Source organism: Cytobacillus sp. Hz8 (assembly GCF_042263505.1).
In the GTDB taxonomy this organism is placed as follows: domain Bacteria; phylum Bacillota; class Bacilli; order Bacillales; family Cytobacillaceae; genus Bacillus_BE.
This window is the reverse complement of the sequence record NZ_JBHKFI010000028.1, coordinates 16929-41911: the sequence shown is the minus strand read 5'-3', so window position 1 is coordinate 41911 and position 24983 is coordinate 16929. Positions and strand designations below refer to the sequence as shown.

At 36.3% G+C, this 24983-nt stretch carries 29 protein-coding genes; 5 read left to right on the top strand and 24 right to left on the bottom strand.

The features are described 5' to 3' along the window. Positions 1–115: 115 nt before the first annotated feature. The 5 genes from hemW to gpr all read right to left on the bottom strand — a co-directional run bounded on the left by hemW (position 116) and on the right by gpr (position 6646). Entirely contained in the window at positions 116–1249 is a 1134-nt protein-coding gene (hemW, locus tag ACE38V_RS21945; RefSeq protein WP_375844744.1) for a radical SAM family heme chaperone HemW, read from the bottom strand. A 92-nt stretch (positions 1250–1341) separates the two neighbouring features. Then, entirely contained in the window at positions 1342–3177 is a 1836-nt protein-coding gene (lepA, locus tag ACE38V_RS21940; protein ID WP_375844742.1) for a translation elongation factor 4, read from the bottom strand. A gap of 656 nt (positions 3178–3833) precedes the next feature. Next, positions 3834–4166, bottom strand: a complete 333-nt coding sequence (locus tag ACE38V_RS21935) for a DUF3679 domain-containing protein (RefSeq protein WP_375844740.1) — start codon at positions 4164–4166, stop codon at positions 3834–3836. Positions 4167–4204: 38 nt separating this feature from the next. Continuing rightward, positions 4205–5410, bottom strand: coding sequence for a stage II sporulation protein P (gene spoIIP, locus ACE38V_RS21930; protein ID WP_375844738.1), 1206 nt, complete (start codon positions 5408–5410; stop codon positions 4205–4207). 111 nt (positions 5411–5521) lie between these two features. After that, the gene (gene gpr, locus ACE38V_RS21925) at positions 5522–6646 is read right to left on the bottom strand and encodes a GPR endopeptidase (protein WP_375844736.1); all 1125 of its coding nucleotides are present in this window, start codon (positions 6644–6646) and stop codon (positions 5522–5524) included. Positions 6647–6870: 224 nt separating this feature from the next. Between gpr and rpsT the strand changes: the two genes are divergently transcribed. Continuing rightward, the gene (rpsT, locus tag ACE38V_RS21920; RefSeq protein WP_375844734.1) at positions 6871–7137 is read left to right on the top strand and encodes a 30S ribosomal protein S20; all 267 of its coding nucleotides are present in this window, start codon (positions 6871–6873) and stop codon (positions 7135–7137) included. A 124-nt stretch (positions 7138–7261) separates the two neighbouring features. Here the strand turns inward: rpsT and holA are convergent, their stop codons facing one another. After that, the gene (holA, locus tag ACE38V_RS21915; RefSeq protein ID WP_375844732.1) at positions 7262–8272 is read right to left on the bottom strand and encodes a DNA polymerase III subunit delta; all 1011 of its coding nucleotides are present in this window, start codon (positions 8270–8272) and stop codon (positions 7262–7264) included. A gap of 355 nt (positions 8273–8627) precedes the next feature. Between holA and ACE38V_RS21910 the strand changes: the two genes are divergently transcribed. After that, the gene (locus tag ACE38V_RS21910) at positions 8628–8762 is read left to right on the top strand and encodes a YqzM family protein (RefSeq protein ID WP_375844730.1); all 135 of its coding nucleotides are present in this window, start codon (positions 8628–8630) and stop codon (positions 8760–8762) included. Positions 8763–8882: 120 nt separating this feature from the next. On the opposite strand, the gene ACE38V_RS21905 is transcribed toward ACE38V_RS21910, so the two are convergent. The 3 genes from ACE38V_RS21905 to ACE38V_RS21895 form a co-directional block, all read right to left on the bottom strand. Next, a complete protein-coding gene (locus ACE38V_RS21905; RefSeq protein ID WP_375844728.1) occupies positions 8883–11210 on the bottom strand; it encodes a DNA internalization-related competence protein ComEC/Rec2 in 2328 nt (775 codons plus the stop codon). Between the two features lie 108 nt (positions 11211–11318). Then, entirely contained in the window at positions 11319–11831 is a 513-nt protein-coding gene (locus ACE38V_RS21900) for a deaminase (RefSeq protein ID WP_375844726.1), read from the bottom strand. Between the two features lie 77 nt (positions 11832–11908). Beyond that, positions 11909–12580, bottom strand: a complete 672-nt coding sequence (locus ACE38V_RS21895) for a helix-hairpin-helix domain-containing protein (protein WP_375844724.1) — start codon at positions 12578–12580, stop codon at positions 11909–11911. A gap of 69 nt (positions 12581–12649) precedes the next feature. Between ACE38V_RS21895 and comER the strand changes: the two genes are divergently transcribed. After that, positions 12650–13474: a late competence protein ComER gene (comER, locus tag ACE38V_RS21890; RefSeq protein WP_375844722.1), complete on the top strand. Its 825-nt coding sequence runs from the start codon at positions 12650–12652 to the stop codon at positions 13472–13474. Between the two features lie 88 nt (positions 13475–13562). Here the strand turns inward: comER and ACE38V_RS21885 are convergent, their stop codons facing one another. Genes ACE38V_RS21885 through ACE38V_RS21850 form a run of 8 tightly spaced genes read right to left on the bottom strand, consistent with a single transcriptional unit; the run spans position 13563 to position 18591 of the window. Then, positions 13563–14303 (bottom strand): class I SAM-dependent DNA methyltransferase, encoded by a 741-nt coding sequence (locus ACE38V_RS21885; RefSeq protein ID WP_375844720.1) that lies wholly within the window; start codon positions 14301–14303, stop codon positions 13563–13565. Then, the gene (gene rsfS / locus ACE38V_RS21880; RefSeq protein ID WP_375844719.1) at positions 14300–14656 is read right to left on the bottom strand and encodes a ribosome silencing factor; all 357 of its coding nucleotides are present in this window, start codon (positions 14654–14656) and stop codon (positions 14300–14302) included. The genes ACE38V_RS21885 and rsfS overlap by 4 nt, the downstream gene beginning before the upstream one ends. Before the next feature lie 5 nt (positions 14657–14661). Beyond that, a complete protein-coding gene (yqeK, locus tag ACE38V_RS21875; RefSeq protein ID WP_375844717.1) occupies positions 14662–15225 on the bottom strand; it encodes a bis(5'-nucleosyl)-tetraphosphatase (symmetrical) YqeK in 564 nt (187 codons plus the stop codon). Next, positions 15215–15802 carry a nicotinate-nucleotide adenylyltransferase gene (locus ACE38V_RS21870; RefSeq protein WP_375844715.1) on the bottom strand — a complete coding sequence of 196 codons (588 nt, stop codon included), beginning with the start codon at positions 15800–15802 and terminating at the stop codon, positions 15215–15217. Before ACE38V_RS21870 ends, yqeK begins: the two co-directional genes overlap by 11 nt. Beyond that, complete coding sequence (gene yhbY / locus ACE38V_RS21865; protein ID WP_375844713.1) at positions 15802–16092, bottom strand: ribosome assembly RNA-binding protein YhbY; 291 nt, start codon at positions 16090–16092, stop codon at positions 15802–15804. The genes ACE38V_RS21870 and yhbY overlap by 1 nt, the downstream gene beginning before the upstream one ends. Beyond that, positions 16086–16925: a shikimate dehydrogenase gene (aroE, locus tag ACE38V_RS21860; protein WP_375844711.1), complete on the bottom strand. Its 840-nt coding sequence runs from the start codon at positions 16923–16925 to the stop codon at positions 16086–16088. Before aroE ends, yhbY begins: the two co-directional genes overlap by 7 nt. A gap of 41 nt (positions 16926–16966) precedes the next feature. After that, a complete protein-coding gene (yqeH, locus tag ACE38V_RS21855; RefSeq protein ID WP_375844710.1) occupies positions 16967–18070 on the bottom strand; it encodes a ribosome biogenesis GTPase YqeH in 1104 nt (367 codons plus the stop codon). A gap of 5 nt (positions 18071–18075) precedes the next feature. Then, positions 18076–18591: a YqeG family HAD IIIA-type phosphatase gene (locus ACE38V_RS21850; RefSeq protein WP_375844709.1), complete on the bottom strand. Its 516-nt coding sequence runs from the start codon at positions 18589–18591 to the stop codon at positions 18076–18078. A 473-nt stretch (positions 18592–19064) separates the two neighbouring features. Here ACE38V_RS21850 and ACE38V_RS21845 point away from each other — a divergent pair, with 473 nt between their 5' ends. Then, complete coding sequence (locus tag ACE38V_RS21845) at positions 19065–19205, top strand: sporulation histidine kinase inhibitor Sda (RefSeq protein ID WP_375844708.1); 141 nt, start codon at positions 19065–19067, stop codon at positions 19203–19205. Here the strand turns inward: ACE38V_RS21845 and ACE38V_RS21840 are convergent. Beyond that, complete coding sequence (locus ACE38V_RS21840; protein ID WP_375844707.1) at positions 19202–20008, bottom strand: phosphatidylserine decarboxylase; 807 nt, start codon at positions 20006–20008, stop codon at positions 19202–19204. The two genes, ACE38V_RS21845 and ACE38V_RS21840, sit on opposite strands and share 4 nt — an antisense overlap. A gap of 158 nt (positions 20009–20166) precedes the next feature. Here ACE38V_RS21840 and pssA point away from each other — a divergent pair, with 158 nt between their 5' ends. After that, positions 20167–20706: a CDP-diacylglycerol--serine O-phosphatidyltransferase gene (gene pssA, locus ACE38V_RS21835; protein WP_375844705.1), complete on the top strand. Its 540-nt coding sequence runs from the start codon at positions 20167–20169 to the stop codon at positions 20704–20706. A gap of 152 nt (positions 20707–20858) precedes the next feature. Here the strand turns inward: pssA and sigK are convergent, their stop codons facing one another. The 6 genes from sigK to ACE38V_RS21805 form a co-directional block, all read right to left on the bottom strand. Beyond that, complete coding sequence (sigK, locus tag ACE38V_RS21830; protein WP_375844703.1) at positions 20859–21575, bottom strand: RNA polymerase sporulation sigma factor SigK; 717 nt, start codon at positions 21573–21575, stop codon at positions 20859–20861. A gap of 125 nt (positions 21576–21700) precedes the next feature. Further along, the gene (locus ACE38V_RS21825; RefSeq protein ID WP_375844701.1) at positions 21701–22162 is read right to left on the bottom strand and encodes a GNAT family N-acetyltransferase; all 462 of its coding nucleotides are present in this window, start codon (positions 22160–22162) and stop codon (positions 21701–21703) included. 544 nt (positions 22163–22706) lie between these two features. Next, complete coding sequence (locus tag ACE38V_RS21820; protein ID WP_375844700.1) at positions 22707–22847, bottom strand: YrzI family small protein; 141 nt, start codon at positions 22845–22847, stop codon at positions 22707–22709. 149 nt (positions 22848–22996) lie between these two features. Further along, entirely contained in the window at positions 22997–23119 is a 123-nt protein-coding gene (locus ACE38V_RS21815; RefSeq protein WP_375844698.1) for a hypothetical protein, read from the bottom strand. Between the two features lie 340 nt (positions 23120–23459). Next, entirely contained in the window at positions 23460–23702 is a 243-nt protein-coding gene (locus ACE38V_RS21810) for a YrhC family protein (RefSeq protein WP_375844696.1), read from the bottom strand. A gap of 143 nt (positions 23703–23845) precedes the next feature. Beyond that, complete coding sequence (locus tag ACE38V_RS21805) at positions 23846–24982, bottom strand: bifunctional cystathionine gamma-lyase/homocysteine desulfhydrase (protein ID WP_375844694.1); 1137 nt, start codon at positions 24980–24982, stop codon at positions 23846–23848. Between the last annotated feature and the right edge of the window lies 1 nt (position 24983).

Sequence of the window (24983 nt, the reverse complement as noted above, 5' to 3'; positions counted from 1 at the left end):
CATTGTACCCGAGTGCTAATTCTACATATAAATTATCAAAAAAAGGGGCCGGGTGTCAATCATTTGATCTTATTTAAGCGACATCTTCTCCTTTTTTTCATTTTCAGCAGCTTCTTTATAAGAGGAATTCCTGAAAGACCTCATTCCCTAATAAACGTCCATTCTTAGTTAAAAAAATATGATTCTCACTAACATTAAGCAACTTTCGTAATTGTATTTGTTTAATCTTATCATCAAAGAGCGTTAGGGGATTTTCGGCAAATTTCTTCATAAAATGCTCCACACTTACCCCACGATTCTTTCTTAATCCTAAAAACATTTCTTCTTCCATTTGCTCTTTTTTTGTTACAAGATGCTCTTCAAGAATCGGAAGCTTTCCATCTTGAATTTCAGTCATATATTTTTTTAATGGCCCATGGTTCGATCTCCTGCTCCCTAAAACATAACTATGAGCTCCTGCACCAAAACCAAAATACGCTTCATTATTCCAATATGTTAAGTTATGTCTACTTTCATAGCCCGGTTTTGAAAAATTACTTATTTCATATTGTTTATACCCATGCTTCTCCATTTCTTCCATTAGAATTTCATACATAAGTGCTTCCATATCCTCACTTACAATAGGTAATTTCCCTTTTCGAAATAAATTATAAAAAACCGTCTTCGGCTCAATGATGAGGGAATAGCCTGAATAATGGACAATATCTAGAGTGAATGCTGTTTTCAAAGTTTGTTTAAAATCTTCAAGTGTTTGTCCGGGTAGGCTGTAAATTAAATCAATGCTTATATTTTTGAAACCGATCTTCTTGGCCATTTCAATAGAGTGAAATACGTCCTCTGCCCGATGCATCCTTCCTATTTTTTGTAAAAGTTTATCATTAAAGGACTGTACACCAAAGCTTAATCGGTTCACTCCTGCATCATGTAAAATTTGAAATTTTTCCTGGGAAAGATCCCCGGGATTCGCTTCAAAAGTAAACTCTGTTTGTCCATCAATGGGTAACCATTTTTGAATGATGGTCAAAAGCTTTTTCAACTGATTTTCGTTTAAAGCAGTCGGTGTACCTCCACCGACAAAAATGGACTTCATCGACATCACCGGAACTTGCTCCAATGTCAATTTTATTTCTTCCTCGAGAGCAGATAAATATTCATCCACCGGCTGACCCTTTAAATAAAATTTATTAAAATCGCAATAGTGGCAAATATGCTCACAAAACGGAATATGAATATAGGCAGCTTTTATCATTTTTTTCACAACCTTTTTAATAATAAAAAGAAGGTAGATGCTCCTTGATTTCAAACCAAGTGTATCTATCCTTCCTTAAAAAATGCAATGAATTACTTTTTCGAATTATTGTCGTCCATTTTTAATACAGCCATGAAAGCTTCCTGTGGCACTTCAACTGATCCAACTTGTTTCATGCGCTTTTTCCCTTCTTTTTGCTTCTCAAGAAGTTTTCTTTTCCGTGAAATATCGCCACCATAGCATTTCGCTAAGACATTTTTCCTCATTGCCTTAATGGTCGAGCGTGCGACAATTTTTTGACCAATTGCCGCTTGTACTGGTACCTCAAATTGCTGCCTTGGAATTAATTCCTTCAGCTTTTCAACAATGATCTTTCCACGTTCATAAGCAAAATCCTTATGGACAATAAAACTTAAGGCATCTACTTTTTCAACATTTAAGAGAATATCCATCTTCACAAGTTTCGATTCTTTATAGCCGATTAATTCATAATCAAAAGAAGCGTAGCCTTTCGTTGAAGATTTCAGTTGATCAAAGAAATCATAGACAATTTCCGAAAGAGGTACTTCGTAGACGATGCTTACGCGCGTTTCATCCAAATATTGCATATCGATAAAGATTCCGCGTTTAGCCTGACATAATTCCATAATCGCACCAACATAATCATTTGGCGCCATCATCGTTGCCTTAACGTAAGGTTCTTCAATTCGGGCAATCTTTTGCGGGTCAGGCATATCAGATGGATTATCAATCCTTACATCCGTTCCATCCGTCATAATCACATGATAAATAACACTTGGTGCCGTTGTGATTAAGTCAATTTTAAATTCACGTTCGATCCGCTCCTGAATGATTTCCATATGCAAAAGACCTAAGAAACCGCAGCGGAAGCCAAATCCAAGAGCTTGTGAAGTCTCTGGTTCAAATTGCAGCGCAGAATCGTTAAGTTCAAGCTTTTCTAAAGCATCTCTTAAATCATTAAATTTGGCGCTATCAATTGGGTATAATCCACAGTAAACCATTGGATTTAATTTTCGATAACCAGGTAGAGGTACCGTCGCGCCATTTTTTGCGCTTGTAATCGTATCACCCACACGAGTATCGCCAACATTTTTGATTGAAGCTGTTAAAAATCCAACATCACCGGCTGATAATTCCTCTGTTGCAACTTCTTTTGGAGTGTATACACCGACCTCCATGACCTCAAACTCTTTGCCCGTTGCCATCATCCGGATTTTATCTCCTGCTTTAACCGTTCCATCAACAACGCGTATATACGTGACAACTCCACGGTAGGCATCATATAAAGAGTCAAAGATTAAGGCTTTAAAAGGGGCTTCAGGGTCCCCTGAAGGCGCCGGTACCTTCTCAACAATCTGCTCTAAAATATCCTCTATGCCGATTCCGGCCTTTGCCGAAGCCAAAACAGCCTCAGATGCGTCAAGTCCAATTACATCTTCAATTTCTTGTCGAACTCGTTCTGGGTCTGCACTTGGCAAATCTATCTTATTAATGACAGGTAAAATTTCAAGGTCGTTATCCAATGCTAAATACACATTTGCTAAGGTTTGGGCCTCTATTCCTTGAGCAGCATCGACAACTAGAATTGCCCCTTCACATGCTGCTAAGCTTCTTGAAACCTCATAGGTAAAATCGACATGCCCTGGTGTGTCAATTAAATGAAATGTATAAACCTCTCCATCCTTTGCCTGATATTTTAGCTGGACAGAGTTTAATTTAATCGTAATTCCTCTTTCTCTTTCAAGATCCATGGAATCTAACAGCTGATCCTTCATTTCACGCGAAGTTAAGGCATTTGTTTTTTCTAAAATGCGATCGGCTAGTGTCGATTTCCCATGATCGATATGAGCGATGATGGAAAAATTACGGATTTTTGCTTGTCTGTTCAGTCTTTCTTCTCTGTTCATATCGTTCACTCCTACTATTTTCGCGCAACATACACTATTTCTGATTATATCAAGAGGAGTTTCAAGATTCAACGAAAACAAAATGAAAAGAGAGAACCTTCTAGATTCATTCCTTAGTAAGAAATATCGATTATCCAAGTTTAGGAAGAACATTTCATTTTTCCGAATTTTTTAAAGTGAAACTTCCATCAGTGGGGGTTTTCGACGCACAGGACGTGAAGTGTGCAGATGTTGTGATTGACGTCGTGCTTTTAGTCTGCCATTCATCCCCCACTGATGGTTAGTCACGCAGAGCCTGATTGATTTTTCTAAGGGATGAAGCCCAAAGAAAAATCTTATTTCACTTATCACGCTCAAGGGACGCCACGTCCTGTGGCTTCGCCTGACTAGGACCTTAATCCCTCGTCGGACCTTTACGGACAGTTGATCTCCCACTTATCTTCTTCGCATTCTCAGAATCTTGAAGTGGGAGTCAAAATGTCCGTTAAGAGTGGGATAAATGAGTCGTTCATCCCTCTCATGAACACCTTTTTTCAATTTATTACAACCACTGTTCCTCCTTATCTTAACGAACCTATCAACCATTTACGACTTTTGATACTTTAAAAAAAGGACGGTAGCCAGTTCCATCCCTGAATACCGTCCTTCCAATTGATTTAAATTTTCGATATGAAGATGATTAGTTTTTCCGTTAATGAAGAAAGCGTATCTGCTATTTTTTTCCCCGTCGCAGAAAACAGGTTATAAACCTTCATTTTTTCTAATTTCTCGCGTTTCTTTTCCAGATCGTGACTATCCACTTCCTTGCCTAACACGGAAACCGCTATGTCTCCTTTATCACCATTATCAACGGTTAAGGCACTTTTAAAATTAGAATCCTTGTACCCCTTCATATTATGGATTCCTTGATTCGCCTGCTGCATTCCAACTAGAACAGAAATAAACATTAAAGAAGCGATAAGGACGGATTTAAACATAAACATCTTCATTTTTATTCACCATACCTATTTGAAGAATTCTACAAACACTATTCTTTTGAGCCTTTTTCTTTATCAGGATTATTTACCTTTTCAGCTTGCCAATAATATTCACTTAAGGCATCTGCGATTGCATCTGCTGAACGATAGAGCTCTTCGAACGTATTATCCACTCCACCAAACTCGATTAAAATGGCTTTATTGGATAGCTGTTGATTATATTTACCATTGTAGCGCCATCCACCTTGTTTTAAGACTCCTCGGCTTAATCCCTTGTATTTCTTCTCAAGTATTTTGTGTAGCTCACCTGCAAAATCGGCATTTTTTTCATAATTTGGATTATTAGAACCAATAACAAAAGCAACCTTTGCATAGGATTTGCCCTTGATCTTAATAGTTGTCTGACTCTTTCTTCTTGCATCCCGATGAATATCAATTAAATAAGTCAAGTCGTGATTTTTTGAGAGTACAGCTTGGACAACTTTCCCCGATTCCTCATAGGACGCCGTAAAATCCTTGTGTTTCTGTTTCAGAATAGCTTGGACATCCGTTTTATCTAAGGTGGTTCCAATTCCACGATCCTCAAGATCTTCTTTAAGCCGATCCCCAATTTTGGTCACATTAATCTTCGAATGGTAGGCTAGATTCGGATCTGTAACACCCTTTAAATAAGGAAGATAAGACTCAGTATTATGGGAGAAATAAATATAAACGACCTTCTTCTTACCTGTTGATAGAGGTGGAATGGTTGATTTATTATTATCCTTATCATCCACGTCCTCTGTATTTTGTAATGTTGCTTCTTTTTCAGCTGTCAATATGTCTAATGGAGGTGAGGATTCAATCGGCATATTCGTATAATTAGTCCCCTCACCTGCAATCAGGATTTTTCCATCAAATTGATAAAATCCTGGCAATTCTCGGCCTAATAAGCTTCGAGGATCATCTAAATTCACATTGGTAGATAAAGCGAACATCATATTTGTAAGCTTTGGTGCCGAAGAATTTTCGGGTGCTGATTGCATTAAGGCGTGATTTTCCCATCCCAATAATTGATAAAGCATTCCACCTGTAATATTGCTGGCAACTGTATTAACCGATGATGACTTCAGCTGATATTCAGGTTTAAGGGCTGTTAACGCTCCGCTAATTGAAAATAAAAGAAAGATAAACAAAATAACCGCAAAACTGAATTTGATAATACTGGACCCTTGAATCGTAATCATTACTTGATTAGGCGGTCTATATGATTTCATCGTTCCACCCCACTTACTAGTCTAGTAAATCATATGACTTTACTAGAGAAGATAGAACTCGAATCTTCCATCTACTATCGATTTAGCAAATTAGACCTAACGGATATTATGCTATCTTGTATAATAACCAGCATTTTCTTGATTAATGGAATGATGCAGAGCTGCGTTTAATCCATTAGCAATTAAATTTGCCATATCTTCAATAAATACATCCACTTCTTTTGGCGTTACCATGAGATTATGGCCTAGTGGAGATAGGACCTCATAGATTAGCTTTCTCTTTTCTTCATCCGATAAAGTTCCAATCATTCCTAAAAAGGTTTTTCTTTGTTGTTCTTCAGGTAAATCATCATCCGTAAGCTTCTTCCTTTTGCCAAAGGACAATCCCGCTGGGGCAAGAGCTCTCGACGGTCGATTTCCTTCACGCATTTCTTTCCCAAAGTGCTTTAAGATGTAATCAATCGTATCGCTTGTTATTGAGACCGCATCGACAACGGTTGGAATCCCGATAGCAATGACAGGAATCCCAAGGGTTTTCTTGCTTAATTCTTTTCTTTTATTTCCAACCCCAGACCCTGGATGAATACCTGTATCAGAAATCTGAATCGTTGAATTTACCCGTTCAATCGATCGAGAAGCTAAAGCATCTATTGCAATGACAAAATCAGGCTTTGTTTTCTCCACGACTCCCATAATAATATCGCTCGTTTCGATTCCAGTTAAACCCATAACACCAGGAGCAATCGCACTGACCGGACGGAACCCCTTTTCAACGCTTTCAGGCTGCAACTGATATAGATGCCTTGTTACAAGGAGGTTTTCACAGACTTGAGGCCCAAGAGCGTCTGGGGTGACATTCCAATTTCCTAAACCCACTACTAGGCAAGACGCATCTTCACGGATCCCCAATCCTCTAAGAAAAAGAGAAAATTCTTCTGCAAAAACTTCTTCTACTTGTTTTTGCAGCTCCGTATCCTGTCCGCGAATGCCCACTACTTCTATCGTTAAATATTTTCCTGCTTTTTTGCCAATTTGTTCTTCTCCTACTTTTGTAATTTCTACTAAAGATATTTTCATATCATGATTTTCTTTTTCTTTAATCATGACTCCTTCGATTTGTGAAAGGTCTTCGCCTTCTTGAACAGAACGGGATCTCTCTGCTATCACCATCTCTCTTGCTTCAACAGCAAGGTCTGTACGGACAGAGTACTTACTTAAATCAATTGATTTATCCATTTAAATCCCCCAAATCATTATTGTTCTTTATTCGCATAACTTCTATTTTTCCCTTTTCCAATTTTTTCATTCATGCAAAAATGATTCTCTTCCTCGTAAATTAAAGGGATGGTATTGCAATAATGCTTGTGGTTTGATAGAATATCTCTTGTTCTTCATTTATGTAAATGAACGTGAAAGTCGAGTTATATAGTCTCGGGTGTTTTTTTAGGGAGGTGAATGGAATGCCAAACATTAAATCTGCTATCAAACGTGTAAAGACTAACGAAGATCGCAATGCTCAAAACATTACTGTAAAATCTGCAATGCGTACTGCTGTGAAAAAAGTTGATGCTGCTATCGTAAACAATGACGCTGCTGCTGCAAAAGAATCTTTCGCAGATGCTGCTAGTAAATTAGACAAAGCTGCTGCAAAAGGTCTTATCCATAAAAACGCTGCTGCTCGTAAAAAATCTCGTTTATCTAAGAAGTTAAACTCTTTAAACGCATAATTTTTGAATGAGGCTGATCCATTTATCGATCAGACCTCTTTTTATTTTCCAAAAATTCACCCGTTAACAAAATAAGGAACTGAAGCCAAGAGGTTTCAGTTCCTTATTTTTATACTCGTGAACCCTATAAATGAAAGAGGAATAATTCAATAGGCATTTCTTTATTTATTGCTCCTGTTTTCATTTGATAATCAGCATCTGCCAGCATATTTATGATTTTAATTAAGTCTTCATCTTTAAACATTTTTGCCTGACCGGCTGCCATCTTTATCCGAAACGGATGAACTTTTAGGAAACCAGCGATCTGTTGTTGCCCGTATCCTCTTCTGCTTAATTCCTTTACTTGATAGATCAGACGAAATTGGCCCGTTATAACGGCTAAAATTTTTATTGGCTCTTCTTTTTGCTTCAGTAAATCATAGTAAATTCGAAGTGCTTCATCTATTTTGCGTTGAACAACCTTTTCCACTAATGTAAAAATATTTTGCTCTAAGGATCGCGAAACCAATTTTTCTACTATTTCAGTATTTATTCGTTGATGTTCACCTGTATAAAGGGCTAATTTATCTAATTCACTCGTTAACATAAATAAATTCGTTCCTGCTAAAACAATCATAAGATCAATTGCATCATCATCAATTTCTACATGATTAAAACTAGCTCTTTGTTTTATCCACCCTTTCAACTCACGTTCATTGAGCTTTTTTGCTTCAAGAACTTGTCCTACTCTTTTTAATTCCTTGGTTAACTTTTTACGTTCATCTAATTTTTCATAAGGTGCATTTACGACAAGAATAGAAAAAGGAGAGGGTTCTTTTAGATAGGCTTCAAATTTGGACAGATTATGCTCCACTTTATCCTTCTTCTTTTCTGCGGTTAAAAAATAAGGATTATTCACAAAAATAAGCCTTTTCTCTCCTAAAAAAGGGAGAGTTTCAGCCTCTTCTAACACCTCTTCGATTGGCGTTTCTTCTAAATCATAGGAAGATAAATTAAAATCGGTTTCTTCGCCTTGAAACACTTCTTTAACCAATAATTGCCTTGTTTCATTTATTAGAAAAGCTTCAGTCCCATATAATAAGTAAATGGGAGAATATTGCTTACTTTTGATTTGCTTCCATATATCCAAAATCAATTGACTTTCGCCCCGTTCTTCAAGAAATATCCTATTCCTATATCCTAAAGAAGCTTGGACATTTTGACAAGGGCTAAAAACGCACTTCTAAAACCTAACGTCTTTTAGAATCATCATATCAATGGGAATTGGCCGCTATAGAGAAACACCAATTCCCAATTTATAATAAACGTTGCTAAATAAGACCTAGGATACCTATTTAACAACGGTGCACCTGTTTGTAGAAATTATTTTTGCCTGAAAATTGTAAACTATTTGTGACAACTCTTGTCATTACAGGAAAAGGGTTTGATAGAAGATATAGATTTTTTTCATTATTTCGCTTATACTATAATGGATATAGGGGGGGTAGACTGTGAACGAATTTGAACAAAATGTACAATGCAAACGAAATGATGCAACTGATGCTGGTGTTGGTTTTATTGTATCCTTTGGTTTCTTTGCGACATTATTTATTATTGCTACAGTCATTTTCTTGGTCGGCGCTTAAAACTATACATAATGACTTATAGTAGCGTTTCTCTTAGACTGCACGGTTACCGGCAGTCTTTTTCCTATTGCAAATTCTTCAAGGATGTTCACCTGAGGGATTGGTTATTCATGTATTATGTTATGGAATAATGGTTGAAAAGGTTCCATCTTCTTTTCCATGATAATGATAACTCACTGCCCCATTCAAATCCGTTCTAAAAATCAGGATATTTCTTTCACTTAGCCTATTCAAAACATCTGAATGGGGATGCCCGAAACGATTTTCTCTTCCAACCGAAATGATGGCGATTTTCGGATGATAGGAATTCAGCAGTAGTTCGGACGTTGATGTTTTACTCCCATGATGTCCAACCTTTAAAACATCTAAAGGAAGATGAGAATATCTTTGAATTAGCCCCGCTTCCCCTGATTCTTCAAGATCCCCTGTAAAAAGCCATGATAACCCTCCAAGCTTTGTATAGAGAACGATAGATCCATCATTTTTCTCCACATGCCCCGTCCCATTTGGTGATAATATAAAAAATGACGTATTGCTGCTTACCCACTGGTCTCCATCTTGAACCACTTTTATTGGAATTCCTCTTTTTTTGGCTTGTTCCACCAGACGATCTTCTAAAGGTGAATGCTCCCACGTTTTTGGCAAAACGAGCTCGCGGACCTTTATTTCCTTCATCAGCGAAAACGATCCCCCCATATGATCCATATCACCATGTGTTAGTATTAATTTATCAATCGATGCAATCCCTTTGCTTTTTAAAAATGGAACTAATGTATCACTTCCTACTTCATAAGAAGATTTTCTCTTTTTCCATTCCTCTATTGAAAAAGTCATAGTTCCACCTGTATCAATTAAATATGTCCCCTTATGGTACGGTAATTGAATTAAGATACTATCCCCTTGACCAATATCAATAAACGTTATAGCCCCTTGTGCTGAAATCAGCGGACTTGCCCCATCTAAAATAAAAACCAGACTTGGAATTAAAAGAGCATTTAAAAAGTTTTTCCCACCTCTCCTCCGTTCCCACAAAACAAAAAAGAGGAGGGTACCAAAGATATAGAGGAATAGTTGAAATATAGAAGGCCTTCCGAGAACGATTGTTGCAAATGGAATTTGACCTAATTTAATAGTCAAGGTATTGGTTAAAATGATAAGGTAATTAAACATGATGATAGCAGGAATTAGTAAGTTATGAAGGAAAAGATGAAAAATAAAGAGAAGCATCGCAATAGGAGATAACACAGCAGAAAACAATGGAACAAATAGTAAATTTGCGAATAAGGAGATAATCGAAATTTCATAAAAATTGTAAAGAATAATAGGTGCAGCTGCTAATTGAGAAATGAGGGAGACCATAAGCAAGAGGATCAAAGGCTGACGAACAAATTTTAAGATCCAAACTGAGGAAAGAATGAGGGCAAACGTAACACAAAAGGAAAGCTGAAACCCAACATCAAAAATAACAGCTGGAGACCAAAATACATAAAAAAGAAAGGCCATACTAATAAGATCCAAAATATTGAGAACTCGATACTGCCACTTGCTCAATAAAAGAATCATAAACATCATCATACAAGCCCGATTTACTGAAGGTGAAGCTCCTGTTAAAATCATATAAATCGGCAAACAAATCAACAACCAATTCGTCATCGACTCTCGCGTTACTCCTAAACGAATGCCTAAATAAAAGATAATCCCCACTAGCATGCTTACATTCAATCCGGAAATTGCTAATAGATGAGTAATACCTAAATCCTGATAAACATCTATTAATTGTTGATCAAGAAAATTCCGATTCCCGAATATAAGTGCTGTTGCAAGTGTGGATGTTTCTTTTGGAAAATTCTCTTCTAAATACTGGACACCATAATATCGAATTCTTTTTAAAGTGGTGAGGGGATTGTTGTGACTTTTTTTGCATGAATTTAACTCAATTTGATTAATTTCCAATATCCACTGAATCTTTTTCGCTTTTAAATAATTTAAATAAGAGAAGGCATTTTCATTTGAGGGTGGAGAAGGTTTTTCGAGAGTTCCAACAACGGTACATTCCATACCGGGGACGAAATATTCTTTGAGGATTTGCTGCTCCCTTTCTGAAGGAATATAATAGCTGATGGCTAATTTGTCTTTATGATTTTGATCCTTAGCAAAAGTGGAAAGCTTATTGCCATCAATTTTCAGTTCATCAAAAACTAGGTGAAATCGACTTTCCTTGCCATTCAAGTCGGTATAGTTCATTGCCTTGTGTTCCACGTGAGCACGAAAGGAAAAAATCAGAAAGATACCAAGAACTAATAAAATAGCTCTGCCCGAAAAGGACTTAAAAACAGCCAAAAATAGGATAAGCAGGAGCAACAGCCCTAATGACCAAAGAAAATGAGAAAATTCACCGAAAATGGCGAGTAAACTAACAAAAACAAAATAAATGATTGTACCTTTCATAATCCCTCCCATAAAAGTAGATTTTCTTTACAAAAGCGAAAATGCAAAACCATATCTTCTATTCTTTTCAAACTATAAACAACTGGACTGCCAATTGGAAGCCCAGCGCTATTTTGTTTTCATTGGTGTAAAATTCCATTTCAACAATCCCTTTGAAGGATTCTCCTCTTCAATATAATTTTCTATTTGGACCTCTAATTTAACAGCCTCAACATGGCTAATCTCTAACAAATGATAGCAATATTCATGATTCTTATAATCCTCCGCATAATAAATCTTTGTTATTCCTGCTTGAAGGATTTTTTTCATACAATGAATACATGGAAAATGCGTCACATAGATCACACTTCCCTTTGTTGAAATGCCTTGTAAAGCACACTGCAAAATGGCATTTTCCTCTGAATGAAGGCAGCGTAAGCAATGATTATCCTCAACATAACAACCGGCTTCCAGACAATGCTCCTCGCCGCTAATGCCTCCATTATAGCCTGTGCTAATAATCCGATTATCTTTTACTAATACACTTCCTACCTTTAAGCGATTACAAGTGCTTCTCATTCTGATTAGATGAGCATTTAACATAAAATATTGATCCCAAGTTAATCTTTGCTCTTCACTCATGTCTACACATCCCTTTTCATGTCCATTTCTTATAAGTTTAATATTGATGGAAATCAATCGTCAATTGAAAAGTTCAGTTAATTAACGGAAATGCTTTCCTGTAATTTTTCAAATGTTTTATCTCCAATTCCACTAATCGACTTTAAGTCCTCTATTGCCTTGAATGATCCATTCGTTTCACGATATTCGATAATAGCGGCTGCTTTAGAAGGTCCAATTCCCGGTAACGTTTGCAGTTCCGTTTCATCTGCAGAATTAAGATTAACTTTTTTATTTTCTTCTCCATTTTGCATTTCATTAGCCCCATTTGCCATTGCCATATCCTTTGGCACCTCACCTACTTCAGGAATATACACAACCATTTCATCTTTTACTCTCTCCGCAAAATTTATATTCTTTTCATCTGCTTTTCCCTTTAATCCTCCAGCCTTATTAATAATATCCTTTACCCTTTCACCATCTTTTGCTTCATAAACTCCGGGTTTATTCACAGCTCCTTTTACATCAACAATAATTTCCATTTTTTCTGTTTGCTTTTGAACGGTTTGTTTGGTTTCTTGTTTTTCAAGTGTGTCAGACGTTAAAGATTGTTGCAAATCATTCCATTCCGTTTCTTTATTTGTTTCCTTTTGATTCAAGGAAACAAATGGAATAGAGAAACAAATAGCCGCCAGGATCAGAAGAGAAAAGATCAGGCTCAATTTTTTATGGGCTTTTATCCATTCAAACATAATGACACCAACTTTCATAGGTATAATTCTTTTTCATAACTCATATGGTTATATGAACTATCTTGCTTGTGAAGGAGGGAAGTAACAATGAAAACGGGAATCATCGGTACAGGTAATATGGGGAGAATATTGATAGAAGCCTTATTGGAAAGCAAAGCTGTTTCCCCTTCTTCCATGGCCATCTCAAATCGAACGCTTAATAAAGCAATTCAAATTATTGACATGTATGAAGGATTATCGATTTATCCAACGGCATTTGAGGTAGCGAGAAATAGTGACTTGGTTATTATCTGTGTGAAGCCTTTAGATGTTTTCCAGGTCATTCAGGATATAAAACCAGCGGTAACAAAAAATAGCTGTGTGGTTTCCATTACAAGTCCCATCAACGTGGATCAATTAGAACATGTATTACCCTGTTCTGTCGCAAGGATTATCCCTAGTATTACAAACAGGGCTCTATCAGGAGTCTCCCTTTTTACTTTTGGGAAAAAATGCACGTTAACATGGAAAAGAAGTCTCTTAGAGTTATTTTCATTCATTTCATCACCTGTAGAAATTGAAGAAGAGGTTACAAGAGTTGCTTCTGACATTGTTAGTTGTGGGCCTGCATTTTTCAGTTATTTAACAAGACGGTTTATCGAGGGGGCAGTATCTGAAACCAAGATTAATGAAGAGACGGCCATAAAGCTCGCTAGTGAAATGTTGATTGGGTTGGGACAATTATTAAATAGAGAATTTTATACATTACCGGCATTAGAAGAAAAGGTTTGTGTAAAAGGCGGGATTACTGGGGAAGGAATCAAAGTACTAGAAAAAGAGCTAGGTCCTGTGTTTGAACATCTTTTTCATGCTACACATGAAAAATTTGCCGAAGATGTAGCCGATTTAAAAAAACAATACACCTTACATTAATTCTCTATTACCCCAATGTTTTCCTCCATCAAATATAAAAAAATGTTAAAAGAGCTTCCCGCAAATTAGGAAAGCTCTTTTCAAATTACTATTTGCTTGTTATAAACAATACTCTTTCACAATCATCATTTGAAAATGATTGCTTGAAATCATATAATATTTCGTTCACTTGGAATCCGGAATTTTCAAGCCATTCTATGTATTGTTCAATTGGATATGTCCTTTGAAAATGAAGCTCGTCATAACGATCATACTTACCGGATTCATCTTGAACGAAAAAGGTTAGCTCATGTTCAACACTTAAGGGATATTCACCCTCAAAGCATTGCCAAATATAGCTAATATCATCACCATTGTAGGCATAAGTTTGATTTATGAACAAATGTTGCATTTTATAGACAGAGTGCACATCAAAGATAAAAAGACCTTTATCCTCTAAGTGATGATAAACATGCCTAAAGGTATTTTTAATCTCGGTTTCTGTCTGTAAATAGTTCAATGAATCACAAAAAATTCCGATGATATCAAATTCAGTCATTAATTCAAGTTCGGCCATATTCTGTTCAAAAAAAGATAGTTGTAATCCACTTTCTTGTGCTTTTGCCTGAGCAACAGAGAGCATATCATCAGAAAGATCGACACAAGTGACTTCATATCCACTTTTAGCCAAGCAAATGGAGAGCTCACCTGTACCACAAGCTAAGTCCAATAATCGCTTTCCCTCTATACCGTGTTTTTCAACCTGTTGTTGGATTACCTTCACCCATTGTTCATAGGGGACATCTCTCATTAAATCATCATAGAGATAGGCAAACTTTTCGTAGCTCATTGTTTTAGCTCACTTTGCACATTCTCGATTGGTGCATCTCCCCAAAGACGTTCAAGATTATAATATAGGCGATCATCACGATGGAAGACATGAGCAATAACATCTCCCAGATCAACTAAAACCCATTTAGCCTCATCGAAGCCTTCCATTCTTTTTACTTCAAATCCATTTTCCTCAACTTTTTCTTTCATTTCTCTCGCAATTGCTTGAACTTGCTTATCAGAGTTTCCATGACAAATAATAAAATAATCCGCAATTAATGATAAGCCTTTCATATTTAAAACAACAATATCTTCTGCTCTTTTATCATCAGCGGCTTTTACGGCTGTTAATAATAGTTCACGTTCATTCATTCAGGTTAAAACCTCCTCATAACTAAATCATTATACGTAATAAATGTATCTGGATAGATAGGTTGATTTTTTTTCATCAAAAAAATCATGGTATTTTTTATCGATTGAATAAAAGCTTGATCTAATTCTTCCTTAGCAAGCTCCCGCACTTCATCAACCCCGGGAAAATACCTTCCAGGCTCGATATAATCAGCCAGATAAATCACTTTTTCTATAAGGGTCATGTGCTTGCGTCCCGAGGTATGGTAACGAATCGCATTTAATACTTCCTCATCTTTGATACCAACCTCTTTTGCCACTAAATAAGCACCCACTGGAGCATGCCATAGCTCACTATTATATTCAAGAAGATCTTTTGGCATATTCTCTTGAATGATAATTTCTTTCATTTCCTCTTTTGGGCGAAATTTTGCATAATCATGAAAAATCGCAGCTAATTCCGCTTTTTTTTCATCTACTCCATATTTTTGCGCAAGCAGAATTGATGTTTCCATTACCCCTATTGTATGCTGATATCGGTGATCTGTTAATTGCTCTTTGACAAGCTTTAAAGCTGTTTCACGATTCATACAATTGATTCTCCTCCATATATTTTCTCACTGAATCCGGAACTAAATACCGAATCGTTTTTCCATCCTTCATTCTCTTTCTAATAAGACTCGACGATATGGAAATACTAGGTATTTCTACAGATTGAATAGCGTACGGAGTTTGAACTCGATAGCTTGGTCGATTTACCCCTACGAATTGAACGATGTCAACCAATTCTTCAATTCGATGCCACTTTGGTAAATATTCAACCATATCTCCACCGATAATAAAATAAAATTTAGCAGTTGGATATTTCTCTTTTAATAAAATCATGGAATCATACGTATAAGAACGTCCTGCACGTTCAAATTCAATTGTTTCAATTTTAAAATTAGGATGTCCTGCAATCGCTAAATTTAGCATTGCAAGACGATTTTCATTCGATACATTCCGAGCTTTCTCTTTATGAGGAGGATCTTGATTAGGCATGAACCATATTTCATCAAGTTCAAGGGAGCATAGGACCTCATTTGCCATAATTAGATGTCCTAGATGAGGAGGATCGAATGTTCCGCCTAAAATGCCAATCTTCAATTTGATCCCTCCTTCAAACATTAAGGTAATTGAATTTGTTTATTTTCACGTGATTCCTTGTATAGAACAATCGTATGACCAATAATCTGCACTAGCTCCGCCTTTGTTCCATTTACAAGCTTCATAGCTACGGTATCCTTATCTTCATCACAATTTTGTAGGATGCTAATTTTTAGAAGCTCTCTTGCCTCTAAAGCATCGCTGATTTGCTTAATCATATTTTCATTTACTCCACCTTTACCCACTTGAAAAATTGGGTCTAGGTGATGCGCTTTCGAGCGTAAAAATCTTTTTTGTTTTCCTGTTAGCATTGTATTCCTCCTAATTGAGTAAGAACTGTGTTTTTCATGCGGTCTGTATCGGGAAAAATTCCCGTCCACTTTTCAAAAGCAAGTGCCCCCTGGAAAACGAACATATCCAATCCATTTTGGATCTTGGCCCCCTTTTCCTTTGCCTGATGCAATATTTTGGTTGTTAATGGATTATAAATGATATCACTAACAAAGGCATTAGAACAAAGATTTTGCAGGGAGATTGGACTCCTATCCATATAAGGTGACATTCCAATTGATGTTGTTTGAATGACTAGGTCATATTGACTTAGATCTGCTTCCGCCTCTTTTAAAGGGACTGCATTGGATTGAACTGCATATGGACATTCTTCTATTAGCTGTTCTGCTTTTTCAACTGTCCGATTCGTAATATCGATGTGTTCAACCCCAGACTGAGCCATGGTAAAATAAATCCCACGTGCAGCCCCACCAGCACCAATCAATAAAACAGATAGGTCCTTTTGAATATCATACACGGATGAGAGACCTTTCAAATATCCGCTCCCATCTGTATTATAGCCAATAAATTTACCGTCACGATTCACAACGGTATTTACCGCACCAATTTCTCTCGCTAATGGATCGATTTCATCTAAAAAGGGAATAATTTTCATTTTATGTGGAACGGTAACATTAAAACCTGCAATCCCAATTGCTTTAAAGCCATTTATTGCTGCCTTTAAATTTTCCGTTTCCACCTTAAATGCATGATAATGAGCATCCACTCCATAAAATTGGAATAAATGATTATGCATGATGGGAGACATAGAATGAGCAATTGGATCTCCGATAACCGCATAAAGGTCTTTCATAACCTTCTCCTCTTTTCTCTTTTTCCATCTTTCTATATCGATTAAATTAAAGATTTACGAATCATCGCATTAACACCTTTAGGCACATAAACAGAAACGTTGGCTCCCGGTTGATTACAAGTAATCCAACCAAGGCCTGAAAAAACAATATCCGTTTTTGCTTCCTTAATTGTAAAATCATGCTTGACCAATTCTGGAAAGCTCTCCAGCTGACTTTCACGCGGAGGCGTCAGCATTTCACCCACATGTTTACGATAGAGCTCTGAAGCATTTTCCGTTTTGGTTCGGTGGATGCTGATTTCATTTGAGAAATAACAGGTAAACGAAGTTCTTCCTCCCGAAATGTAATCAAATCTCGCTAAGCCTCCGAAAAATAATGTTTGCTGCTCATTTAATTGGAACACTTTGGGCTTAATCTCTTTTTTTGGTGTAATGACTTTTAAATCGCGATTATCGACAAAATGAGCCATTTGATGGTGGTTTATGATTCCGGGTGTATCCACTAATACTTTGCCGTCAGATAACGGGATCTCAATAATATCTAATGTCGTCCCTGGAAAATGAGAGGTAGTTATTACATCCCCTTCCCCTGTTACTTCTTTTAAAATACGATTTATAAATGTGGATTTTCCAACATTCGTACAACCCACAACAAAAACATCTTTACCTTCGCGATAATCTTCGATCGCCTGTGCCACATCGCTAATAAAATGACCCTTTTCTGCACTTACTAGAAAAACATCTTCAGGAATTAAGCCAAGCTTTTTCGCTTCCTGCTTCATCCAATTAATTACTTTATGCGATTTAACTGATTTTGGCAATAAATCAACCTTATTTCCCACTAATAGAACCTTATTATGGCCGACAAAACGATGGAGTCCAGGAAGCCAGCTACCATTGAAATCAAAGATATCAACAATCTTCACAATCAGCGCGTCTCTAGAACCGATTTCATTTAATATTTTTAAGAAATCATCATCGGTTAAATCAACATCTTGGACTTCATTATAATGCCTTAATCGAAAACATCTTTGGCAAATAATTGTTTCCTTTTGAAGGGAAGACTTTGGAGCATAGCCGATTTTTTCAGGATCCTCTGTTTGAATCGTTACTCCACAGCCAATACATGTAAGTTGTTCATTCACTTCGTTTATTCCTCCCATTGAAGCATTCCTTTCTTGCGAAACCAATTTAAAATAATCCGCTCAATTTTTCGATTTATTCTTGTTGCAAATCCATCGGTTTGGGCAACAGGAACAACTAAAATGGTATGGAAGCCGCTCCTATTCCCTCCTAAGACATCCGTTAATAATTGATCTCCAATCACAACCGTTTCTTCTTTCTTTATACCCATTTGTTTTATCGCTCTATGAAAAGCGAGACCTAAAGGCTTTCGCGCTTGAAAAATAGAGGAAATCCCTAGAGGCTCAGAAAAGGTTTGTACACGTTCTTTATTATTATTTGACACAATCGTAATCAAAATTTGGTGCTGTTTCATCTCTTCAAACCATTGAACTAATTTAGGGGTAGCAGTCGGGCGATCCCATTCAACTAATGTATTATCTAAATCAGTAATAATTCCTCTAATCCCTTTTCTTTTCAGTTCTTCAGGCTTAATATCAAAAATACTTTTGACATGCTGGTTTGGTAAAAATTGCTTTAACAATTCATCACACCTCGTTAAAATTCCTTGTTGTTCGCTTATCACCCTTTTTTCGAATTGATAAAAAGGCAAGTTTTATTTATCGCTATCCATCATAACGAATATTTTATCCTCTTTCAAACAGTAGGGGAATTGTTTCCCGATATTTCTTGCAAGAAAAAAGACAAAATATCTTGAATTTTACTCATTTCGGACAAAAATTCCTTTTCACACATAAATATTCTGAAAACTTTTCGACAAAGTTCTTCTTAAGTTTTAATTGTGGATAACTTTATTCACATTATCCCTACCGCCCTTACTCTATTTCCTTTAATTATAAACAACTTACTCACAGCTTATCCACTTTCTTCTGTGGATAACAGAACGGTTGTTCTAAAACTTTATATTTGTTAAAGTAGGAGAACAACAAGAAATTTACATTATATGTATTCCTCTACTCTTGTAGAACTGTTATTAAAATATGGAGGTGAATTCTCATGCGCAGGTTATCTGACGAATTATTAATCGAATCTTACTTTAAGGCAAGAGAATTAAATTTAAGTCCCGATTTTATTCGCCTTATTGAAACAGAAATTCACCGACGTTCCTTGTCTCACAAATTAAAAGTTTCCTCTTAAGCCTTTTTATAAGGCTTTCTTTTTTTATGAGCAATCCTGCCAATTGCCTCCCCAACTCTTATATTTTGCGGAGTTATTTGACAAGTAGGATAAAAGAGATTTTTCTCAAACAGAAGAATAACGGTCGAGCCAAATGAAAAAAAGGCCACCTCTTCACCTTTATTTAAATGTTCTCCCACATGAACCAATTCAATAGAATTTACAAACATGGCACCCACCTTGACCAGCAGCACTTTTCCAGCTGGATGATCAATTTCTGTTATGACCCGATAATTTTTCGATAAAGGGCTTTTGCCATATTTCAACCCCCACTGATTCACAGGGTATGATTTTTCTCCAATCGTCCATTGATTCACGATATTTCCAGAGATTGGACTGTGAATCCGATGATAATGACTGGGACTTAAATAAAGAATCATATAGACCCCTTGACTCAAATTCTTTAAGACTTCATCATTTCCAACCATCTCCGAAATCGAATATTGTTTTCCTTTTACCGTGATAGTATGCTCTTTGGAAATGACACCTACTTCCTCAATGATGCCATCCACAGGACTTACCACTGTTAAAGGGTCAAGATTAATCGGTCGCATACCATCCTTTAATTTACGGGTGAAAAAATCATGTAATGACACATATTCATCTAATGGTTTTTCCATCTCTTTAAGATTAATTTGATATATCCGTGAAAATGAAGGAATTAAGATCTTACTCATTTTGGATGTAGCAAAGCTCCTTAATACATGCGATGACCATTTTCTATTCGTTAATTCAATGAGAAGGCGATATAAAAGTTGAATCAATGAAATGGACCTCCACCTAAAAAATATACTACTGTCTGACTGTCATAAAATCATTTGAAATAAATATGATAAAATAAGTAAGCAAAGGGTTTTTCTTCTATATTTACAAAAGTGTGATATACATATGTATCTCTCCGAATAATAAAGGAGTGAAGATATTGTTTTTATTCGATGTATTTGATCAAACCATCAAAAAGCTTAAAACACAAACAGCTAATATCCTAACATTAGCAAACCTTGGACTAGGCGGTATTTCTATCATCGTTGGAATGAATGGAAACTTGCAATTAAGCTTACTCCTTATTTTTGTTGCTGCCTTAGCAGATCGCTTTGATGGAATGGCAGCAAGAAAATTCAATATCACCTCGGATTTAGGCAAACAATTAGATTCCATGAGTGATATTATATCATTCGGAGTTGCTCCTGCACTATTAGTTTATCAAGGAATTTTAAATGAATTTGGTGCTCCTGGAATCTTTTTTACAATTTTCTACATCGGTTGCGGTGCCTTTCGCTTAGCTCGCTTTAATATTACAGAGCAAACACGCTATTATACAGGACTTCCAATCACTGCAGCTGGTTGTCTAGCCACGATAAGCTACCTGGGAATTCCTTATTTTCCACCGCAAACCTTTCTTTTTATTATAATCATTCTTTCTTTCTTAATGGTTAGCACTTTTACACTAAAAAAAATATAATAAAGAAAGGAAGCTGTCTCTAGTTAACAGCTTCCTTTTTTTAATGAAAATAAATAGTTTCATCATCCCTCTTTTGGATATTCCAAGTTCTACAAAATCATGGACTTCCAAAAGGTTCATTTTAAAAAGCAGCCAAAGCATGTTGGCTGCTCTTAATTGTTTTTTCGCTTTTCCTTCTCCGCACGATAAAATTCATGGAACATTTTCATTAAGGCTCTTTTTTCAATTCTGGAAACATAACTTCTGGAAATCCCCAACTCTTTTGCAATTTCCCGCTGTGTTTTTTCCTTATTTAAATCAAGTCCAAAACGGCCAACAATGACTTCCTTCTCCCTTTCATCTAAAACATCTATATATTCTTTCACTTTTTCCAATTCCATATTTAACTGGATCGTATCGATGACATCCTCGGATTCCGATTTTAATACATCGATTAAAGAGATTTCGTTTCCTTCCTTATCTTGACCGATGGGATCATGAAGGGATACATCTTTTTTTGTTTTCTTTAAGGCCCGCAAATGCATGAGGATCTCGTTTTCTATGCACCTCGCAGCATATGTTGCTAGCTTTGTGCCTTTCCCCTCAGAAAAGCTTTCAATGGCTTTAATTAGACCAATTGTGCCAATTGAAATTAGATCCTCCGCCTCTTCTCCCGTATTTTCAAATTTTTTAACAATATGCGCAACAAGCCGTAAATTGTGTTCAATCAGCATATTGCGTGCATGGGCATCACCCTCTGCCATCAAGCGCAAATATTTTCTTTCATCTGAAGCGGATAGTGGTTGAGGAAAAGCATTATTTTTTACATATGAAACGAGGAATACAATTTCCTTAACTAAATAGCTCAGCGCTGTTAAAATTCCAGACATTTTCCCACCCCCGTTTAAAGGACTTTCACTTATACCTAATACCTATGAAAAAAATGGGATGCTATTGTCTGTCCTATTAATATTATTTCTTAATAAATATTAGTAAAATTTGCCAAATATTTATTCTATACATGCTTCTCTAAAATCCATAATGGCTTTTCATTAAATTCAACTAGTTTGATTTTTTTAAAATGATGTTTTTCCCAAAAATGAAGACCTTTCTTGTTATCTTGAAAACACCCAAGCCTTATGATTGAAACCCCTCTTTCAATCATCATACCTTCATAAATTTTATATGCTTGGCTAGCAAGGCCCTTTCCCTCATATTTTTGATGAAAAATGAAAAGTCCCAACCAAGGCATATGATCTTTAGGATTTTCCATTACAAAATCCACGATTCCAGCATATTCCCCATTCAATTGAATTAAATACCGTTCTTTTTCAAAGGGGTGTGATTGAAATTCCTTTCGAAGATCATCTGCTGTTAACTGAGTCTTATTGTCGGAAAGAAGATTAAAGGCTGGTTGCGAATTAAGAATTTCTAATTCGATTGATACGTATTCGAGAGAGCTTTTGATCCATTCCATTTTTCCGCTCCTATCCATTTATTCTTGAAAAAAAAGGTGTCAGGGGATAATAAACCTGAGAATCAATAGATAAATTCTCGAACGAAATGGTTTATGGATACCCTAGACACCTGGCTTTATTCACATATTTTGAATTGCTTTTGAAGTAAAAAATAAAATTCTTAATTTGTGAGTTTTCTCTACTCAACACTCACTTCTGCAGCAATAATACAACCGATAGAACCACAGATTAATAATCCAATCACCATTGCAAACATTTTTTCCACCCCTCCTGAAAACTCCCCATTTATATTATGAATTTACCATATATATAAGGATTACATTAGAAAGGGGTGTGAACATTTTGTTAATTTATTTTTGATTGACCTTTTTCTTTTTTCGTAAAATATCCGTTAATATCAATACACTCAAATACATGTAGACTTCCCCTTTTTTTCAGAAATAAGTTAGGTGGTATCTTTCTCCACCCAAAAAAATGCGAACCGACGTTGAATCATATACATCATTTTCATTCCACCTTTCTTATCTCATATTAGCCTGATTATTAATAATACCTTTGAATCGAGTATTGACGATCCTTATGCTCTTGGTATAATCTTTCAGCATTTTCATTTTTAAATACATCTTCTGCTGATATTGAGCGCTTCTTTATAGTAATCGTAAAAAATAAGATATTTAATGTCATCCATAATCACCTCCTCTTAGTATTTGTTTGCTGCATATCCGCTGTAAGAGACACAAAAAGCCGCAAGGGAAATTCCATGCGGCAAAAAGGACACAAAAAGACCGCAGGACATATTCACCCTGCGGCCTGGATATGCAAAATAAATAAAACTAAGCCATCCATTCCCTAGCGGTCGAATATGTGGAATTAAAATATAAAGTTGTCTTGCCATTTAAATAATTAAAAACGGTATAGACTCCCTGATCCTTTAACATTCTTTTAATTCTTAACATTTTATTCGACCTCCTTTTTTGAGAATTCAGTGACTACATTGGTAATTATATCCACAATTCTTTTAAATGTAAACCTTTTTTTGCCTATTTTCTAAATTTTATAGATAAAGAAAACTCGCCGATTGGCGAGCCCCTAAGGGCGAAGACAGAGGCGTAGTTCACCGAAAAAAGAAAAGCGCTTTTTTCGGCTGCGAAGCGTCTCTCGGAAGCCTCCCATGTGCGCTTATACTAAATTCCTAAAATTGGCCACGGCGCCCGAGTTTCTTCTTTGCTGCCAATTTATGCTTTCTTTACGTACAAAAAAATAACGTCCTACATGCGAACGTTATTTCTTCATTATTTATTCTTGCTCTTCCTCCAATTCTTGGAGCTTGAGTCGGGACCTCTTTGAAAAGTAAAAAAGAAGGATGGAGCCAAGCAATAAAACAGCAGATGTAGCCATCATAATATATTGTTCTCCCTCTGTTTTATTAGAGGGAAGCACTACTCCTAAGTAAAAGAAGGAACCTAAGGCTAGGAATATGACAGCAAATCGCTTAAAATCAATCATATTTTCATAAAGCTTTTTTGCACGCTTATTCATCCACTTTATCCTCCTCTTTAAATCTATCAACCTGCCTTTAATTTAACATGTTTTAAGATCTTACGGAGGGGGTAATTCCTAGCAAAAATGGAAAGAGCCGGCTTCCTTTAAAAACTGAAGGAATACGGCTCATCGGTCAATCATTATTTCGTCAATGCATTCTTCAAATCTTCAATTAAATCATCTACATCTTCTAGACCAACAGAAATTCGAACAAGTCCATCTGTAATCCCAAGTTCTTCGCGTCGATCTTTCGGAATGGAGGCATGGGTCATTTTGGCTGGCACAGAAATTAAGCTTTCCACTGCCCCAAGACTTTCTGCTAAAGTAAAATATTTAACATGATTTAATAATTTATCAGCGTTTTCCTCACTTCCCACATCAAAGGACACCATACCGCCAAAACCAGAAGTTTGTTTTTTCGCGATATCATGATTTGGATGTGTTTCAAGTCCAGGATAATAGACCTTTTTAACAGCAGGATGATTATTTAAGAAGTTTACAATCGCTTTTGTGTTTGCTTCATGTTCTTCCATTCGTACGCCTAGTGTTTTAATCCCTCTGATTAAAAGCCATGAATCCTGAGGACCAAGCACGCCGCCAGTTGAATTTTGCACGAAATGAAGGTCACTAGCTAGTTGCTCGCTATTCACAACGACAACACCAGCTACAACATCACTGTGTCCCCCTAAATACTTAGTAGCACTGTGAAGAACAATATCAGTGCCTAATTCAAGCGGGTGCTGCCAGTATGGAGTAGAAAACGTATTATCAACTATGGTTAATAGCTGATGGCTTTTCGCAAGCTTAGCCACCTCTTTAATATCCGTAATTTTTAATAATGGGTTTGTTGGAGTTTCAATGTAAATCGCTTTCGTATTTGGCTTTATTTCTTTTTCAATATTATCTAAATTACTCGTATCCACAAAGGTAAATTCAAGGCCAAATCGACTTAAAACCTTTGTCATGACACGGAATGTACCACCATAAACATCATCTGTTAAAAGGACATGATCTCCGCTATTGAACAGCATAATAACAGCCGTTATCGCAGCCATCCCAGAACTAAAGGCAAAACCTGCCTTACCGCCTTCTAAATCCTTCATCAATTCTTCTAGAGCATGTCTTGTTGGATTCCCGGTTCGTGAATATTCAAAGCCTTTATGGCCCCCAATTCCTTCTTGCTTATACGTACTAACCTGATAGACAGGGACCGAAACAGCCCCAGTAAGTGGATCTCCAGGTATTCCACCATGAATTAATTTTGTTTTCGTTTTCATC